The following is a 17,542-nucleotide window of genomic DNA, read 5'->3' as shown; positions in this document are numbered from 1 at the left end:
ACAGTTGGCTTTGCGAGGTAAATTGCCGGGTCAAAGCCGTAAGTCGAATCATTTTCGGTGAATTCTTACAATCGTAAATTGGCTTGCGGGTTTTCAGGTTCTGCTGGCAGCCCGCCTGGACGGCGCGTCCGAATATATCGAGCAGCGGATTGCGATGCCTGCAAATCGGTGCTGACCGGCAACAGTCGGAGTGCGCCGGGTGGCACGATCCGTCTGCCGATCCGGCCTTACAATTCCGCGCGTTATGGCGCGATGCCGGCCCGCAAGGAGGTCTGGCAAGGCAGGATAATGGTAAATCAGTATATTATATTGCACTTGTGAGGCATTTCAGGTTGACATCGCCGCACGATATTTTAACTAACAAAACGTCGGAAAAGTCTTGCAGCCAACGCAGGACAATCCATGTGGAGGGGAAATTCAGATGATGACTCGGTCCTATATGCTCGCCTGCGGTTCGATGCTGGCGCTTCTGGCAAGCAGCATGCCGGCCATGGCCGAAGCTCCGGAAGCGGAGGGCGCCGCCACCGGCAGCAACGAGATCATCGTTACCGCCAACAAGCGCGAACAGAACCTCAACGACGTCGGCATGACGCTCACCGCGCTGGGCGCGCAGGCGCTGCAGGAACGCAAGGTCGTCTCGCTGGAAGACCTCGCCGGGACTGTACCCGGGCTGGTCTACACCCCGAGCACGACCAACACCCCGATCTTCACGTTGCGCGGCGTCGGCTTCAACGAAAGCTCGCTGGGCGTCTATCCCGCGGTCAGCGTCTACATGGACCAGGTGCCGCTGAGCTTCCCCGTACTCGCCAGCCATTCCGCCTACGATCTTGAGCGCGTCGAAGTGCTCAAGGGTCCGCAGGGCACCCTGTTCGGCCAGAACTCGACCGGTGGTGCGATCAACTACATCGCCGCCAAGCCCACCGACGAACTCCACGCAGGTGCCGATCTCAGCTATGGCCGCTTCAACCAGGTCGATGGCAATGCCTACGTCAGCGGCCCGCTGGGCGAGATGGTCAACGCGCGTCTGTCGGTCACGGGGCTCCACTCGGATGGCTGGCAGCAGAGCGTGACGCGCCCCGGCGATACCAACGGCAAGTCGGAATATTACGCCGGTCGCCTGCAGTTCGACATCAAGGCGTCCGATACGGTGAAGATCAACCTGTCGGGCAACGCGTGGCAGGACAAGAGCCAGCCGCAGGCGCAGCAGCTGATCGCGATTCACGAACAGGTGACCGCGACGGGTCCCGGCCCGATCAGCGCCGCGCCGATCAACGATCCGCTGCGCAATTATATCTCGCCGCCGTATGTTGCGGGCGGCCTGTCCGGTCAGCTGACCACGCCGTTTGCGTCGCTCAACCCGCGTTCGGCGGACTGGTCGGGTATCAGGCTCGATCCACAGACCAGCACGGCCGGGCCCAGCGGCGCGATCCCGATCGGTTCGGCGACGACGACCGATTTCACGCCGTTCGGCAATCGCAAGTTCTGGCAGCTGGCCGGCCGCGCCGACATCGAACTGGGCACGCTGACGCTGACTTCGCTGACCTCGTATTCGCATTACACCCAGAAGCAGCGCACCGACGGCGATGGCATGGCACTGGTGGCCTATGACCTTCAGCTCGGGACCGGCAAGATCACCAGCTTCACGCAAGAGCTGCGGCTGTCCAACGATCCGCACAACCGGTTCCGCTGGGTGCTGGGCGGCAATTATGAGAAGAGCAAGACGTTCGAAAACCAGCTGCTGCGCTATTTCGCCAACTCGAACTACTATCCCAACAACCTCTACATCAACGCCAGCGGCGATATCCTGAACCAGGACATCCGCAACTATGCGGGATTTGCCAACGCCGAATTCGAAATCACCCCCCAGCTGACCTTCAAGGCGGGTGGACGTTATACCAATTCGAAGATCGATGCGCTCAACACCGCGTACACGCAGAGCAACGGCAACGTCGACAAGCTGTTCAACATCATCGGCGGCATCGGCGGCCTGCCGTTCACGCCGATCGGCCCGGGCGACAGCTACACGCTCAATTCCACCGTTCCGGCAGCGTCGATTCCCAACGGCGTGACGATCAACAGCCCGCAGTCGGCAGGCATCGCCGGCATCGGCATCCCCGGCATTCCGCTAAGTTCCACGCTGAAGGAGCACAACTTCTCGTGGCGCGTCGGGCTCGACTACAAGGCGTCGAAGGACTTGCTGGTTTATGCCAACATCAGCCGTGGGTACAAGGCGGGCAGCTACCCGGCACTGGCCGCTGCTGCGTATATCTCGGCTCTGCCGGTAACGCAGGAATCGGTCACGGCGTATGAAGCGGGCTTCAAGGCCACGCTGGCGGATGGAAAGGTGCAGTTCAACGCCGCCGGGTTCTACTACGACTACAAAAACAAGCAGATCCGCGGCAAGCTGTTCGATTTCATCTTCGGCACGCTCGACACGCTGGTCAACGTGCCCAAGTCGCGCATTTACGGTCTCGAGGGTGACCTGACCTTGCGCCCGACGCCCGGACTGACGATCGAACTGGCGGGGACATACCTCAATTCCAAGATCGACAAGTTCTTCGGCTACGACATCTTCGGAGGCGCCAGCAACGCCAACTTCAACCCCACCGGAGACAACCGCGAGGATCTGTCGGGCAATCCGATCCCCTACACGCCGAAGTATTCGGGCTCGATCAACGTCGATTACAAGGTTCACCCGGGCGGTGAAGCGACGCCGTTCTTCGGCTTCACCGTCAGCGCGCGATCGAAGCAGGACGCCGCGATCGGTGGCGGGAACACCCCGATCCCGGTGGGTCCGCGCTATCGGCTCGCGCCCGGCGTTTCGAACACGCCCTACACGATCGACGGCTATGCCACGGTCGATGCGCGTCTTGGCTTCGACGGCCCCGAAGGCCGCTGGCGCGTGATGCTGTGGGGCAAGAACGTGTTCAACAAGTACTACTGGACCGCCGTCATCCCGGCGTCGGATTCGTCGGCGCGTTTCGCCGGCAAACCGGCGACCTACGGTGTCACGGTCGCCATCAAGTACTGACGGGTGCGGAAGGACCGGGTCGCCTGGCGCGACCCGGTCGGCCGGCCCTGCCGCAAGAGGACTGGCCATGATTACTGCGCGCGACGTCGAATTCCACACGCCGGCCGATGTTGCTTACGACTGGGCCGAAACGACCTGGCTTTCGATCCACATTCCCGAAGCCAACCTGACCGTGTGGACGTACCTGGTCGCCCGGTCCGGGCTGGGCGTGATGGTCTGCGATATCGAGGCGATCGACCGCATCCAGCGCTATACCGTGCAGTCGCGCTATTTCGATTTCCGCCAGCATATGCCGCTGCCCGCACGTTTCGATGACTTCACGCTCATCAACGGGCTTTCGCTGAAAGCGGTCAACGCACCACGCGATTACCGCATCGATTACACCGGCAGCGACGACACTGCGTTTCACTGGGACGTGCGCGGCGTGATGGAGCCGTTCGACATTCACGATCCGGCGATGGATCCGCTGGCATCGACCGACCCGAACCTCAGCGGCTTCGGCCAAAGCTATGCCAACCATTACGACATGACCGTGCACGTCACCGGCACCGCCCGGATTCGCGGCACGACGTATCCGGTCGATTGCGTCACGACGATGGATCACAGCTGGGGCCCGCGCAACGAAAGCGGCATGCGCGCAATGGGCTGGATCAACGGCAATTTCGACACCGACCATGCTTTCAGCACGATCTGGACGCTCGATCCGTTCGCCACCGGTGAGGCGCAGTTCGGCTTTGCCCATGGCTATGTCCTGGTCGATGGCGAAGTTCGCGGATTGAACGGCGGTCGCCTGCTCGCACTGCGCGGCGATGGCGTGTTCCCCGTCGGATACGACATGCTGCTGACCGATCCTGCGGGCCGCGAATACCGCTTTACCGGGACCGTGGTGAACCAGACCCCGTGGGCCTGCTACAGCAACACCATGGCGATCAATTCCACCGTACGCTGGAATTCGGGCGCGCGGGTGGGCCACGGGCTGGCGCAGGAAAACCGCCCGCTCGACAGCTATTCGGGCAGAGGCCTGATGTAGCGCCGTCAGGGCGCTGGTACGGCGCCGCGCAGCGCGCGCCGCAGGATCTTGCCGGTCGGGCCCTTGGGCAGTTCGGGCAGGATGTGGATCGACCTTGGCAGCTTGAAACGGGCGAGTTCCGCTGTGCACGCCTCCAGCAACGTTTCACCCGAGACGCGGTCGCCCGCGCGCAAGGCGACGAACGCGACCGGCACTTCGCCCAACATCTCGTCGGGTTCGCCGATCACGGCGGCTTCGGCGACGCCCGCCACGCGGTACAGCACTTCCTCGATGTCGGCCGGGTAGATGTTCTGGCCGCCGCGGATGATCACGTCCTTCTTGCGATCGACGATGAAGGCAAAACCATCGGCATCGATCGTGCCGAGATCGCCGGTGTGCAGCCAGCCGCCTTGCAGCGCCGCCGCCGTGTCGGCAGGCGCTTGGTAGTATCCGGCCATCAGATTGGGCCCGCGCACCACGAACTCCCCGATTTCGCCGCTGGCAACGGCCCGGCCGGCATCGTCGACCACGCCCAGTTCCATGCCATCGAGCACGCGTCCGATCGTGCGGCCCCGGACGACGTCACCGTCGTCGCCCAGCGTGACGCGGGTGAGCGTGACGAGCGCGGTGGCTTCGGTCAGGCCATATCCGGTCAGCACTTCGACACGGTCGTCCGCGATCGCCAGCACTCGAGCGAGCAGCGCAGCGGGCACGGGCGCGCCACCGGTCATCACCCGGCGCAGCGAGGCCAGGTCACCCGGCATGAGTCCCGGATGATCGACAATCTTTTGCAGCATTGTTGGCACCGCAGGCATGAATGTGCACTGGTGGTCGCGGATCGCGGCGATGCAGGCAGCCGCATCGAAGCGCGGCAGCAGCACCAGCGCGGCGCCAGTGTGCGTCATCGCGTTGATGCACTGGTTGAGGCCGAAGGTGTTGTAGAGCGGCAGCGCGCACAGGATCACGCCGCTGGCGTCCAGCCCCAGCCAGCCGGGCGTGCGATCGTAATTGGCGGCAAGATTGCCCGCCGTGAGCATCACGCCTTTCGATTTGCCCGTGGTCGCGCTGGTGTGCAGCAGCATGGCGAGATCATGATCCGCAACGGCTACCGGATCGCGGATCGGCTGCGACTGCGCGCAAGCATCCGCCAGCGCGACGAACCCCGCCGGCGGGCCAGCGGCATCGGCGACGATCACCGCCACGAGCGACGGCATCGCTGCCCGATCAGCCAATGCCAGCCGATCGCACAAGGCGTCGGCGATGACGACGAACTGCAGTTCGCAGCTGTTCACGGCGTGCGCCACTTCGCCGGACCGGTAGAACACGTTGAGCGGCGAAACCACCGCGCCGAGCAGGAACAGCGCCTGCTGGACCACGATGAATTCCGGCTGGGTCGGCATCATCAGCCCGACCCGCGAACCTTTCACAATGCCGAACGCGGCTAGTCCCCCTGCCGCCGCCAACACCCGTTCGGCCAACTCGGCAAAGGCGATGGGCCGGCCGTGGTCGATGATCGCGGTGGCATCGGGCCGTTCGCGCGCCTGGCGCAGCAGGCCGGTGACACGGTTGGTCATGGCCGCAGTCCGGGCGCGGGATCGGTGATGCGATAGGTCCGCGCCGCGGTACCGGCAAACAGCGCGTGGCGTTCGTCATCGCTGGCCTGACGGGCCAGTCGCTTGAACGCGTTCCACAGCGTGCGGTACGACACCATCGCCTTGTCGACCGGGAAATTGCTTTCGAACATGCAGCGTCTGGCGCCGAACAGTTCGATGCAGCTTTCGACCCATGGCCGCCAGCTGTCGGCGAGCATTTGCGAGGTGGGTGGCAGCGCCGCTTCGTGCCAGCGCGCGCCGGTGATGATCATGCCGAACCCGCCGACTTTCACGCCGACATTGGGGCAGGCCGCCAGCTCGACCATGTCGCGGCGCCAGCGGGCGAACTGTTCCGGCGCGGCATGTTCGTAAGGACCGACGCCCAGCACGCACCCCACGTGATCGAGCACGATGGCGAGATCGGGCAGCGCGCGCGCCATCGCGGTCAACTCGCCGATCTGTCCTGAATAAAGCATCGCGTCGTAGCTCAGCCCGGCGGCGGCGAGGGCGCGCAGGCCTTCGCGATAGCGGGCATCGCCCAGCAATCCGGCGGGGGCGGGGCGCACGACGATGCCGTCGGGAAAGGCGGGGTCGTTCGACACGCTGTGGCGGATGCCGCGCAACGCACCACCGGCGGCGAGCGCATGGGCATCGAGGACGTCGCGCACCCGGTCGCCCAGGGTCAGGTCGGCACGCGCGACGATCGCTTCGGCGATGCGCGCGGCTGCCCTGTGCTTTCGGCCGTCGGCGGCGATGGCGGCGACTTTGGCGGTTTCACCCACCGGGGCGAGGTGTGCCGGGCCATCGCCGGAATAGCCGTAGTGCGCCTCGACAAACACGGTCGCGACGATGCGGTGGCCGTCTTCGGTATCGGCGCGGATCTGGTCGAGCAGGTAGGGTGCGCCATCCTGCACCCACAGATGATGGTGCGGGTCGATGATCGGCTGGTCGGGGTCGATCACATCCTCGGTGCGCTGGTCCAGCCAGCGCTGATCGGGCGACGGGTAGCGATACCGCCCGGTGACGTCGAGTGCCATGCAGATCCCTCTCCGTTTACCGGTCGATCCGATTATGATTCGGGTCTGACCCCGGTCCCGAAACGCCGGATGTACTATGCTAACGGCGGAGCGAGCCATAAACCAGCGTCATAACACTCGCGAACAATTTTCCGACAAACTGTCGAATTTTCTTTGACAGGTCGAATTCCATGGACCTAGTGTCGATGGAGTGTTGAATCGGATCGCGATGTCGCTGGTCGGATGTTCGGGATCGCTGGAGCGGGGTTTCTGATGGGTTATAGTCAGGTGGCGGTGCTGGCCTCCGCGCAGACGCAATTACGTCCCGCGTGGAATGATGCGCAGCATATCGACCTGATCTCGGCGGTGGTCGGCAATGTGTTCAAGGGCACCGGTCTCACGCTCGACGACGTCGATTTCGTGATCGATTCGGGTAGCGACGTGCTCGATGGCCGGTCGATTTCGAACTGCGGCTTCCTCGGCGCGCTGGGCGCGCACCACAAGGAAGAGGCGCGGGTCGAGGAGGACGGGTTGTGGGCCGCGCTGTATGGCGTGAACAAGATCCGTTCGGGCGCCTCGTCGGTCGGGTTGATCGTCGCCTATTCCAAGCCGTCGGAATCGGACGTCGACCTTTACTGGTCGTCGATGGTCGATCCGTTCTACCAGCGCCCGGTCGGGTTCGGCCAGAAGGCGGCGCTGGGCATTCAGGCACAGCGTTATCTCGCCGCGCACGGCATCACCGATCGCGCGCTTGCCGATGTGGTCGCACGCCGCTGGGCAGCGGCTGCGGCGAACGACAAGGTGGCGATGGGCAAGGCGCCCGATGCAGACGCCGTGCTCGGTTCGGGCGAGGCGGCGCTGCCGCTCACAAACTTGATGATCTCGCGGCCGGTCGACGGCGCGGTCGCGGTGCTGCTGTGCGATGGCGACATTGCCCGCCGCAGCGGTCGTCCGCCGGTCTACGTCACCGGCATGGGCACCAGTCTGGAAACGCACAGCTTTGCCGCACGTAGCGTCAATCGGCTGGACTCGGTCGAAAAGGCCGCAGCCATGGCGTGCGGCAAGGCCGGGTGGGCCAGCGGAGCCGCAGCCGATGTGGTCGAAATCAGCGGAAGCTCGGTGATCGGCGAACTGCTGACGCTCGAAGGTCTGGGGCTTGCCGCTGCGGGCAGGGGGATCGACGCCGCGATGGACGACAAGGTGAACCGCTCCGGCGGTGCGTTGCCCGCCGATCCGATCATGGCGACGGGCTTGGTGCGCCTGGCCGAAGCGGCGAAGCAGCTCGCCGCGCCGGCTCGCGCAGGGCTGGCGGGTCCGGCAAAGGCACTTGTCCACGGCACTGGCGGTGTTGCGATGCAGACCAACTGCGCTTTCACTCTCGAGGTTTGATCATGGGCCGTGAAGTAGGAATTGTCGGCGTCGGACAGACGAACCACGCCCGCCGCCGCACCGACGTCAGCCAGGCGGGGCTGGTCCGGGAAGCGGTCGATCGCGCGCTCGCCGATGCCAGGCTGTCGATGGACGACATCGATACCGTGGTCATCGCCAGCGGTCCCGTGTTGTTCGCCGCAGTGAACCAGCCCGAAAAGTGGGTGGTCGATGCGATCGGCGCGCAAGGCAAGTCGGTCGTGCGCCTGACCAGCGGCGGCGGTGCCGGGTTCGCGGGCGCGCTGGCGGGGTACTATCAGGTTGCGGGCGGTTATTCTGATCGAACGCTGGTGGTGGCGTACGACAAGCTGTCCGAAGGGCAGCTGCAGTATTCGATCTCGACGCTGTACGATCCGTTCTGGGGGCGCGAATTCGCGGTCGGCATCATGGGCTTTTCCGCCGCGTACTGGCGCGCCCGGATGGATGTTCTGGGCCATACCGAGGAAGCGGCGGCGATGGTTGCGGCCAAGAACCGCAACAACGCTCTCGCCAACCCCTACGCCCACCAGAAGAAGGCGGTGACGGTCGAGGACGTGCTCAAGTCCAAGCCGCTGTGCTGGCCGATCAAGCTGCTCGATGTGCCGCCGATTTCCGACGGCGCGGCAGCGATCGTTCTGGCGAACGACAAGGTCGCGCACCATTCCACGTCGCGTCCGGCGTGGATCCGCGGGATCGCCTATTGCTGCGAAGCGGACAATGCCGCCGAACGATCGCTATTGCTGTCAGAACCGCTCGCGATCGCCTCGCGCCAGGTCTACCGCGCCGCCGGTATCACCAACCCGCGCCGCCAGTTCGATGTGGTCGAGGTGCAGGAGCCCTATTCCTGCTTCGAGCTCAACTATTACGAAAGCCTTGGCCTGTGTCCGCCGGGGCAGGCCGCCGAACTCGTCGCGTCGGGCGCGACGCAGCTCGATGGCGATATTCCGGTCAATCCATCGGGCGGCTGCATGGGCGCCAACCCGATCGGCGCGGTCGGGGTGATCCGGCTGATCGAGGCCGCGACGCAGATCATGGGCCGCAACGAAACCCACCAGATCAAGGACGCGAAGATGGCGCTCGTCCAATCCGGCGGCGGCTGGGCCAACTTGCGCGGCTGCGCCGTGCTGAGCGCCTGAGGAGGAACGCAGATGTTGTATGCACCGGATACCTCTCCCATCGATCTGCCGACGTTCCACAGCGTGATCTCGCTGCCATATACGCTGACCCCGGGGCGCTGCGCGGGGACGTTCCTGGCCGAAATGCCCAACCGGCGGATCGTCGGCTCGCGGTTTGCCGATGGCTCTGTGGTCTGCCCCGCGCAGGACTTCTCGTCGCTCGATGGCGAGGAACCCGAAGCGCTCGTCCAGGCACCGGAAACGGGCACGCTGACCGGTTTCACCCGGGTCGGCACCGATGTCATCGGCCTGATCCGGCTCGATGGCTGTGCGAATGAATTCCCGCACCGCATTTTGGCCGACCTGCCGGCGATCGCGGTCGGCATGCGCGTCGCCGCGCGGTGGAGCGATGACGACAAGGGCACCTCGATCCTGGCGATCGAAGGCTTCGTTCCCGCACCCGATGCGCCGCAGGGCGAGGTAAAGCCGCTGGTGGGGCCAGCGGAGCCGCTCGGGGTCATCCCCTACGCGATGGCGCTCAACTACGAGCATGCCTACGGCCCCTACTACGGCCGGATGTTCGACGAAATCCGCGAGGGCGGCCGGGTCATGGGCGTGCGCGGTTCGGGCGGCGACGATGCGCTGCTGCCTCCGCGCGAGATCGACGACATCACCCACAAGCGCACCGGTACGTGGAAGGCCTGCGCCGATACCGGCACGATCCGCGCGTGCTCGATCATCAACATGGAAGTCTATGGGCAAACCCGACCGGTGCCGTACGTCTACGCCGAAATCGTGCTCGACGGCGCTTCGACCCGGATGATCCACATGATCGATATCGACGATCTCGAATCCGCGAAAAAGTCGATCAAGCCCGGCACGCGGGTGCGGGCGATCTGGACCAAGGGCGAGCGCAAGGGCGCTGTGTCGGACATCGAACGGTTCGAGGTTATCGACGCGTGAGCCTGTGGACCGTCACCTCGCTCCGTATCGGTGAGCTGTACCTGCCGCATGGTGGCGCGCTCCTGCGCGATCCGGTGCATGTCTGGCTGCTGCGTGGCGATGTTGGTGGCAAGCGGCTGAACATCCTGGTCGACAGCGGGATGGCGGACATCGCCACCGTCCACCAGCGGCTGCGGGTGACGGGAACGCGCGGCGGCCATGCCGCGCTGTGCGAGGAACTGGCGAAGGAGGGGCTGGCCCCCGGTGACATCAGCCACATCCTGCTGACGCACCTGCACTTCGACCATGCCGACAATCTCGATCTGTTTCCCGACGCGTGCGTGGTGGTGCAGCGCGGCGAACTGATGGCGGCGGTCGATCCGGTGCCGTCGCAGCGGATTTACTACTGGAAATCGACGCTCTCCAACCTGACCGAGCGCAAGCGCCCGGCGCAGCTTCGCCTGGTTGACGGCGACACCGATTTTCTGCCCGGCATCCGCCTGCTGAGCGTGCCCAGCCACACCGAGGGCATGCAGGTGGTTGTGGTGACCACGGCAAAGGGCCGCGTCGCGCTGGTGTCCGATCTGGGCGACCACTACCGCTACTGGTTTCCCGCCGATCTGCGGGCGACCGATCGTCCGCAGCGGTCGCTGACCGGCGCATTCATCACCGGCAACATCCGCAGCGAGAGCGAGCGCGACTGGCAGCGCGCGATGCAGCGGGTGCTCGACAATTGCGACATCGTCGTGCCCGCGCACGATTTCCGCATCCCCGTGCGGATGCCCGAGCAATGGTATGCGATCCCCGAATCCACCGCCGACGACCTCGCCCATGTTCCTCCGCCCGGCGCTGACTGAAAGGCGACCATGAGCTACCAGACGATCACCTACGACGTCAGCGACCGCATCGGCACGCTCACGCTCAACCGGCCCGACGCGATGAACGCGACCACCGACGAGATGTACACCGAACTGCAAGGACTGTTGCCGCAGGTCGCGGCTGATCGCGATGTCGCCTGCGTCATCCTTACTGGCGCGGGTCGGGGCTTCTGCGCGGGCGCGGACCTGAAGGCGCGCAAGGCCGACATGACCCCGCTGCAACGCCGGGCGAGGCATCGCTGGATCCTCAAGGACGTCCTCGAACCGCTCTATCGCCTCGAAAAGCCGGTGATAGCGGCGGTCAACGGTGCGGCGGCCGGGGCCGGGTTCAACATCGCATTGTCGTGCGACTTCATCATCGCCAGCGAAAAGGCGAGCTTTGTCCAGGCTTTCGCGAAAGTCGGGCTGGTGCCCGATCTGGGCGGGCTGTTCTTCCTGTCGCGGGTGATCGGCGTCAACCGCGCCAAGGAACTGTGCTTCACCGCGCGCAAGGTCGATGCGGCCGAAGCGCTGGCGCTGGGCATCGCCAATTACGTCGTGCCGCATGACGATCTGCTGGCCGAAGCGCGCGCGATGGCCGCCCGCATCGCCTCCGGCGCGCCCACCGCCATCGCCATGACCAAGACGCTGCTCAACAAGTCGGCCTCGGCGACGCTCGACCAGATGCTCGAATACGAAAGCTATGCGCAGACGGTGGCCTACCTGACGCCTGAATACGAGGAAGGCGTGCAGGCCTTCATCGAGAAGCGCGCGCCCGACTTTGCCGCCGCAGCGGCGCGAGGCTGATCGGTGGATTTTGCGCGAACGCCTGCCGAAGAAGAGTTCCGCACCGCGCTGCGCACGTGGCTCGCTGGCGCACTGCCGGCGGGCTGGGGCGAAACGGTGTTCGAGCCGGAAGGCGAGGATGCGCGCGCGCAATTCCGCATCGAATGGGAAAAGACGCTCCATCGCGGTGGCTGGGCGTGCATCCACTGGCCGCGCGAATATGGCGGCCGCGATGCCAGCCAGGTGGAGCAGGCGATCTATGCCGAAGAATTGGCGCGCGCCCGCGTGCCCGAAGGCATCAACATCATCGGTCGCAACCTGGCCGGATCGACCCTGCTGGCGCATGGCACCGAAGCCCAGAAGCAGCGTTTCCTGCCCCGGATCATCGCTTGCGAGGAAGTGTGGTGCCAGGGATTTTCCGAACCCGGGGCCGGATCGGATCTGGCGTCCGTCCGCACCCGGGCCGAACTTGATGGCGATCACTTCGTGGTCAACGGGCAGAAAGTCTGGACCAGCTATGCGCAGTATTCGCAGTGGTGCTTCGCGCTGGTGCGCACCGATCCATCGGTCAAGAAGCACGCCGGGCTGACCTTCCTGCTGATCGACATGACATCGCCCGGCGTATCGACCCGCCCGCTCAAGCAGATTTCGGGCGAGAATGAATTCAACGAGACGTTCTTCGACAATGTGCGCGTGCCCGTCGAAAACGTCGTGGGCGAGATCAATGGCGGCTGGCGCATCGCCATGACCACGCTGGCGCACGAGCGTGGTCCCGAAGATGCGCTGGGCCGCCAGATCCGCTTCAAGCAGGAACTGGAACTGCTGCTCGAAACGCTGTCCGGCCTGCAACGCGATGGCCGCCCGGTGATCGAGCAGGCGAATGTGCGGCAGAAGCTGGCGCAGTCGGTGATCGAATTGGACATCATGCGGCTCAGCGCGCTGCGCCAGCTCAGCCAGTATGAAAACGGCATGGCGCGCGGCGCCGAAGCGTCGGCCAACAAGCTGTACTGGAGCCACGTGGCGCAGGACTTTTTCGAACGCGCGATCGACGCGCTGGGGCCGCTGGCGCCGCTGGCGGGCCATGATCCGCTGGCAGTGGGGGGAGGGCGCTTCCAGTTGAGCTACCTCCAGTCGCGCGCGTTTTCGATCTACTCCGGATCGTCCGAAATCCAGCGCAACATCATCGGCGAGCGCATCCTGGGGTTGCCGCGATGAACTATGATTTCGATGCGCAGCAAATCGAACTCCACGATGTCGTGGCGCGTGCGCTGGCCGATGCGCTGCCGTTCGACGGGCACGAAGCGCGCGGCGCGGACGACTGCGCCGGTTGGGCGGCGATGGCCGAGCTTGGCCTGTTCGGGCTGCTGGTGCCCGAAGCTTACGGCGGATTGGACCTGTCGCTGACCGACCTGACCCCGATCGCGCAGGAACTGGGAGAGCGGCTGGCGCCGCTGTCAATCGTCGATACGCTGGCCGCCAGCGAGGTCATTGTTCGCCACGGCACGCTGGCGCAGCAGGCGCGCTGGCTTCCAGCGATCGCGCGCGGGGAGTTGCGCGTTGCGGTGGCCTGGCTCGAGCCTGCCGCCGGATACGATCCGCACGCGATGGCGACCACCGTGGCTGCGGGTCGGCTCAACGGCACCAAGATGCTGGTCGCCCACGCCGATCGGTGCGAGTGGCTGTTGCTCCCCGTCCGGCACGGCGATGGCAGCCGCGTCGATCTGGCGATGGTCGAGCGCACCGCCCCCGGCGTGACGCTGACGGTGCAGGAAAGCCTCGATCCGTCCTGCGGGCATCACCGTGTCGACTTGCGCGATGTGGCGCTGGCGCCCGACGCATTGCTCGGCGGATTTGCGCCGCAACTGGCGGCGGCGCGCCTGTTCGACGTCGCCGCCGCGCTCCATGCCTTGCTGGCGCTGGGGATTGCCGGTGCGATGATGAGCCGCGCGGCCGACTATGCGCGCGAACGGGTGCAGTTCGATGTCCCGATCGGATCGTTCCAGGCGATCAAGCACAAGTGCGCCGACATGTACACGCTGGTCGAAGCCGCGCGGGCGGCGGCGTATTACGGGCTGGCGGCCGTGGCGAAGGGCGATGCGGAATCCACCCGCGCCGCCTCGCTGGCCAAAGCCTATTGCAACGATGTCGCGGCGCGGTGCTGCCAGGATTCGATCCAGGTCCATGGCGGCATGGGCTTTACCTGGGAACTGGGGCTACACCGCTTCCTGCGTCGGGCGAAGGTCGTGGGCGCGGCATTCGGCGATCCGGATTTCCACCGCGAACGCGTGCTGGCGCTGACGCTCGAAGCCATGGCACAGCCGCACAGCGGCGCGGCGCGCTCGGCCGCCTAGAAGGATCACGCACGGTGCAGATCGGTTCCATCATTCGCCGCGCCGCGCTCCAGTTCAAGGACGCGCCTTGCCTGACCGAGGGCGGCCGCACGCTCAGCTTCCGCGAGTTCGACCAGGCGACCGACCGGCTCGGCCATGCCCTCATCGCGAAAGGCTTGCGCCCGGGCGATCGGGTCGGCGTGCTGCTGCCCAACTCGATCGACTGCCTCATCGCCTATTACGCGGTGTTCAAGGCCGGCCTCGTCCGCGTCCAGCTCAACGTGCGCGAAACGCTTGAAACGCATGTCTACAAGATCGGCTACAGCGGCTGCCGCGCGGTGATCCATGATTCCGTCGAAGGCATCGCGGTCGAAATGCCGATCCTGTTCGACGAACTGCTCGACATGATCGCCACCGGCCGCGATGCGCCGTGCGCGGTGGATCGTGATCTCGATGCGCCGTTGCGGCTGGGCTTTACCGGGGGCACCACGGGCAAATCCAAGGCGGTGACGCTGACCACGCGCACCGATCTGGTCGAAACCTCGGTGTTCCTCTCGGACCTCATCCCCGAACTGGCCGAAGGCGAGATCTTCCTGCACGGCGCGCCGGTCGCGCATGCCGGCGGGGCCTATTTCCTGCCGTCGCTGATCCGCGGCGTGCATTCGGTGATCATGACCAAGTTCGATACCGCCGGCTACCTCGCGCTGGCCGAGGCGACGCAGGCGGCCTACACGTTCCTCGTGCCGACGATGCTGGCCATGGTGCTCGACGATCCGGCGATCGACACCGCGAAGACCGCGTTCCGCATCATTTCGTACGGCGCCTCGTCGATTTCGCCCAATGTCATGGGCCGTGCCGAAAAGCGCTTCGGGCGCGTGTTCGCCCAGTGCTACGGCCAGGCCGAAAGTCCGATGGCGATCACGTATCTGCGCCCCGAACACCATGACCGCATCGGATCGTGCGGGCGTCCGTTCTCGGTGGTCGAAGTGGCGGTCTTCGATGACGACGACCAGCCGCTGCCGCCGGGCGAGCGCGGCGAAATCGTCTGTCGCGGCCCGCAGACCATGGCCTTTTACTGGGACAAGCCCGAGGAAACCGCCAAGGTGTTTCGCAACGGCTGGCTCCACACCGGCGACATCGGGGTGATGGACGAGGACGGGTTTTTCTACATCGTCGACCGCAAGAACGACATGCTGATCTCGGGCGGCTACAACGTCTATCCGCGCGAAGTCGAAGACGTGCTGATGGAATATCCCGGAGTCAGCGAAGCCGCCGTGGTCGGCCTGCCCGACGAGAAGTGGGGCGACCGGGTCGTCGCGGTCGTGGCCGGTCCGCCGGGCCTCGATGCCGCCGCGATCGAGGCGTTTGCCCGCGACAGACTGTCCGGCGTCAAGCGGCCCAGGCAGGTGCATGTCTGGGACGAGTTGCCCAAGAGCGGGGCGAACAAGATCCTGCGCCGCTCGGTGCGCGACCGGCTGATCCAGGCGATGGGCGTTCCGGTCGATGAGTGAGCAACTGGCGCACGACCTGCTGGCGCTGACGCGGCTGTTCGATGCCGGCGGCTGGAAAGAGCTGCGCGTCGAATACCCCGGCACGAGCATCCTGTTTTCGCACAATCGGGCGGCGGTTCTTTCGGCAGACGTGTCCGCCGCGCCGCGAACGGCGCAGGTCGGGGCGGCGGAACCCCACGCCGCGCCAACGCCCGCGCCCACGATTGCTGCAAGCCCGGACACCGCTCCCGTCGATCCCGCATGGACGGCAGTGGCGGCACCGAACATCGGCACGTTCTATCGCTCGCCCAAGCCGGGCGCCGCGCCGTTCGTCGAACTCGGCCAGCAGGTGGCTGCGGGCAGCGAGCTGTGCCTGCTCGAGGTGATGAAGCTGTTCACCTCGGTCACGGCCCCTGTCGCGGGCACGGTCCGCCGGATCGTCGCGCAGGATGGCGAACTGGTCGAAGGCGGGCAGATGCTATTTTATATCGAAGCCGAGTGAGGCCGCACCATGGCGCATATTGAGTTCCTCGACGAGACGATGCGCGACGGGCAGCAAAGCCTGTGGGGCTTGCGGATGCGCGCGGGCATGGCGTTGCCGGTGTCCCCGCTGATCGACCGCACCGGGTTCACCACGATCGACCTGACCGGCGGCGGCATGCTCGACGTGCTGACCCGGTTCTGCCAGGAAAACTACTGGGAAGGGCTCGACCTGCTGGTCGCCTCGATGCCGCGCACGCCGGTGCGCGCGGGGCTGCGCGCCAATGCCAACGTCACCTTCGGGATCACCCCGCCCGCGCTGATGGACTTGTGGGTGCGGCGGCTGTGCGCGCACGGCGTGCGCTCGTTCTGGATCTACGACGTCCTGTTCGGGATCGACAACATGCTGCGGCTGGCCAAAGTCGCCAAGGAAGCCAACGCGCAAGTGGCGGGCGCGATCATGTTCGCGCTGTCGCCGGTCCACACGGATGAGTTCTTCGTCGCCAATGCCAAAGCACTGGCCGACAGTCCGCACGTCGATTCGATCCTGCTCTATGATACCGCCGGCGTGCTGGAGAAGGACCGCCTCCAACTGCTCGTCCCGGCGCTGGTGACGGCGGCCAACGGCAAGCCGCTGGAATTCCATTCGAACAACCTGCTCGGCATGTCGACCAAGGCCTATCTCGATGCGATCGACCTTGGCGTTTCGGTCGTGCACACCGCCAGCCGGCCCATGGCCAACGGACCGTCGGTGCCGTCGACCGAGATCATGGCGCGCAACGTGCTGTTGCGCGGGCACACGCACGGGCTGGATGAAGCGCTGTTCGAGCCGATTGCCGACCATTTCCGCGCGGTGGGCAAGGCAGCGGGCTATCTGGTCGACCAGTACGCCGAATACGACGAATTTTCGATCCAGCACCAGATCCCCGGCGGCATGATGGGCACGTTCAAGGCCCAGCTGGCGCAGCACAAGATGATGGACAAGCTGCCCGAAGTGCTTGACGAAGTGGCGGCGGTACGGCGCGATCTCGGCTATCCGGGGATGGCCACGCCGTTCAGCCAGCTGGTCGGTATCCAGGCCGTGCTCAATGTCGTGACCGGCCAGCGTTACGGCACCGTGCCCGACGAGGTCATCCAGTACACCGCCGGGTTTTATGGCAAGACCGTCGCGCCGGTGGATGCCGACGTGATGGATCGTATCATGGCCGCGCCGCGCGCGCGCGACGTGCTCGCCCATCCGCCCGAGGATACCGACATCGCGACGCTGAAGCAGCAGTACGGCACCGACGACGAGGACGAACTCATCTATCGTGCGTTCCTGCCGCAAGCCGATATCGACAAGATGCGCGCCGCCGGCCCGGTCAAGCGCGACTACCCGCTGCTGGCCACCCCCGAGCTTGAGCAAGTGCGCAAGTTGATGGAACTCGCGCGCTCGCCCGTTGTGGAGATCAGGACGGCGGAGCTCAGCGTCAGCCTGCGGCGTTAGG

At 65.4% G+C, this 17,542-nt stretch carries 14 protein-coding genes; 12 read left to right on the top strand and 2 right to left on the bottom strand.

Translation table 11 applies throughout. The features are described 5' to 3' along the window. Nucleotides 1-424: 424 nt before the first annotated feature. Nucleotides 425-3,031, top strand: a complete 2,607-nt coding sequence (locus NL2_RS16150) for a TonB-dependent receptor (RefSeq protein ID WP_084356149.1) — start codon at nucleotides 425-427, stop codon at nucleotides 3,029-3,031. Nucleotides 3,032-3,098: 67 nt separating this feature from the next. Then, nucleotides 3,099-4,061: a DUF7064 domain-containing protein gene (locus tag NL2_RS16145; RefSeq protein WP_068076722.1), complete on the top strand. Its 963-nt coding sequence runs from the start codon at nucleotides 3,099-3,101 to the stop codon at nucleotides 4,059-4,061. A 5-nt stretch (nucleotides 4,062-4,066) separates the two neighbouring features. On the opposite strand, the gene NL2_RS16140 is transcribed toward NL2_RS16145, so the two are convergent. Together NL2_RS16140 and NL2_RS16135 are read right to left on the bottom strand one after the other, a co-directional pair. Then, complete coding sequence (locus NL2_RS16140) at nucleotides 4,067-5,614, bottom strand: class I adenylate-forming enzyme family protein (RefSeq protein WP_084356144.1); 1,548 nt, start codon at nucleotides 5,612-5,614, stop codon at nucleotides 4,067-4,069. After that, on the bottom strand, nucleotides 5,611-6,669 hold the full coding sequence (locus NL2_RS16135; RefSeq protein WP_068076721.1) for an amidohydrolase family protein: 1,059 nt from the start codon (nucleotides 6,667-6,669) through the stop codon (nucleotides 5,611-5,613). The genes NL2_RS16140 and NL2_RS16135 overlap by 4 nt, the downstream gene beginning before the upstream one ends. Nucleotides 6,670-6,921: 252 nt before the next feature. Here NL2_RS16135 and NL2_RS16130 point away from each other — a divergent pair, with 252 nt between their 5' ends. Genes NL2_RS16130 through NL2_RS16085 form a run of 10 tightly spaced genes read left to right on the top strand, consistent with a single transcriptional unit; the run spans nucleotide 6,922 to nucleotide 17,541 of the window. Next, nucleotides 6,922-8,037: a thiolase C-terminal domain-containing protein gene (locus tag NL2_RS16130; protein ID WP_068076748.1), complete on the top strand. Its 1,116-nt coding sequence runs from the start codon at nucleotides 6,922-6,924 to the stop codon at nucleotides 8,035-8,037. A gap of 2 nt (nucleotides 8,038-8,039) precedes the next feature. Further along, nucleotides 8,040-9,191, top strand: a complete 1,152-nt coding sequence (locus NL2_RS16125) for a thiolase C-terminal domain-containing protein (protein WP_068076720.1) — start codon at nucleotides 8,040-8,042, stop codon at nucleotides 9,189-9,191. 12 nt (nucleotides 9,192-9,203) lie between these two features. After that, the gene (locus NL2_RS16120) at nucleotides 9,204-10,133 is read left to right on the top strand and encodes an OB-fold domain-containing protein (protein ID WP_068076719.1); all 930 of its coding nucleotides are present in this window, start codon (nucleotides 9,204-9,206) and stop codon (nucleotides 10,131-10,133) included. Further along, nucleotides 10,130-10,969, top strand: a complete 840-nt coding sequence (locus tag NL2_RS16115; protein WP_068076718.1) for an N-acyl homoserine lactonase family protein — start codon at nucleotides 10,130-10,132, stop codon at nucleotides 10,967-10,969. The genes NL2_RS16120 and NL2_RS16115 overlap by 4 nt, the downstream gene beginning before the upstream one ends. Nucleotides 10,970-10,978: 9 nt before the next feature. Further along, nucleotides 10,979-11,776 carry an enoyl-CoA hydratase/isomerase family protein gene (locus NL2_RS16110; protein WP_068076717.1) on the top strand — a complete coding sequence of 266 codons (798 nt, stop codon included), beginning with the start codon at nucleotides 10,979-10,981 and terminating at the stop codon, nucleotides 11,774-11,776. A 3-nt stretch (nucleotides 11,777-11,779) separates the two neighbouring features. Beyond that, a complete protein-coding gene (locus NL2_RS16105) occupies nucleotides 11,780-12,970 on the top strand; it encodes an acyl-CoA dehydrogenase family protein (protein ID WP_068076716.1) in 1,191 nt (396 codons plus the stop codon). Further along, nucleotides 12,967-14,106 (top strand): acyl-CoA dehydrogenase family protein, encoded by a 1,140-nt coding sequence (locus tag NL2_RS16100; RefSeq protein WP_068076715.1) that lies wholly within the window; start codon nucleotides 12,967-12,969, stop codon nucleotides 14,104-14,106. Before NL2_RS16105 ends, NL2_RS16100 begins: the two co-directional genes overlap by 4 nt. Before the next feature lie 14 nt (nucleotides 14,107-14,120). Then, on the top strand, nucleotides 14,121-15,596 hold the full coding sequence (locus NL2_RS16095; protein WP_068076714.1) for a class I adenylate-forming enzyme family protein: 1,476 nt from the start codon (nucleotides 14,121-14,123) through the stop codon (nucleotides 15,594-15,596). Next, nucleotides 15,589-16,077 carry an acetyl-CoA carboxylase biotin carboxyl carrier protein gene (locus NL2_RS16090; protein ID WP_068076713.1) on the top strand — a complete coding sequence of 163 codons (489 nt, stop codon included), beginning with the start codon at nucleotides 15,589-15,591 and terminating at the stop codon, nucleotides 16,075-16,077. The genes NL2_RS16095 and NL2_RS16090 overlap by 8 nt, the downstream gene beginning before the upstream one ends. 9 nt (nucleotides 16,078-16,086) lie before the next feature. Beyond that, complete coding sequence (locus NL2_RS16085; RefSeq protein ID WP_068076712.1) at nucleotides 16,087-17,541, top strand: pyruvate carboxylase; 1,455 nt, start codon at nucleotides 16,087-16,089, stop codon at nucleotides 17,539-17,541. Nucleotide 17,542 lies beyond the last annotated feature (1 nt).

This window comes from Novosphingobium lentum NBRC 107847 (genome assembly GCF_001590965.1).
Lineage (GTDB): Bacteria > Pseudomonadota > Alphaproteobacteria > Sphingomonadales > Sphingomonadaceae > Novosphingobium > Novosphingobium lentum.
Note: the sequence above shows the minus strand (reverse complement) of the source record. Positions and strands in the feature narration are given on the sequence as shown.

Excerpts from the sequence above, each read along its gene's own strand:
- NL2_RS16150 (WP_084356149.1), top strand. The coding sequence starts at position 425 with ATGACTCGGTCCTATATGCTCGCCTGCGGTTCGATGCTGGCGCTTCTG.
- NL2_RS16110 (WP_068076717.1), top strand. The coding sequence starts at position 10,979 with ATGAGCTACCAGACGATCACCTACGACGTCAGCGACCGCATCGGCACG.
- NL2_RS16145 (WP_068076722.1), top strand. The coding sequence starts at position 3,099 with ATGATTACTGCGCGCGACGTCGAATTCCACACGCCGGCCGATGTTGCT.
- NL2_RS16130 (WP_068076748.1), top strand. The coding sequence starts at position 6,922 with ATGGGTTATAGTCAGGTGGCGGTGCTGGCCTCCGCGCAGACGCAATTA.
- NL2_RS16085 (WP_068076712.1), top strand. The coding sequence starts at position 16,087 with ATGGCGCATATTGAGTTCCTCGACGAGACGATGCGCGACGGGCAGCAA.
- NL2_RS16135 (WP_068076721.1), bottom strand. The coding sequence starts at position 6,669 with ATGGCACTCGACGTCACCGGGCGGTATCGCTACCCGTCGCCCGATCAG.
- NL2_RS16125 (WP_068076720.1), top strand. The coding sequence starts at position 8,040 with ATGGGCCGTGAAGTAGGAATTGTCGGCGTCGGACAGACGAACCACGCC.
- NL2_RS16140 (WP_084356144.1), bottom strand. The coding sequence starts at position 5,614 with ATGACCAACCGTGTCACCGGCCTGCTGCGCCAGGCGCGCGAACGGCCC.
- NL2_RS16100 (WP_068076715.1), top strand. The coding sequence starts at position 12,967 with ATGAACTATGATTTCGATGCGCAGCAAATCGAACTCCACGATGTCGTG.
- NL2_RS16090 (WP_068076713.1), top strand. The coding sequence starts at position 15,589 with ATGAGTGAGCAACTGGCGCACGACCTGCTGGCGCTGACGCGGCTGTTC.
- NL2_RS16120 (WP_068076719.1), top strand. The coding sequence starts at position 9,204 with ATGTTGTATGCACCGGATACCTCTCCCATCGATCTGCCGACGTTCCAC.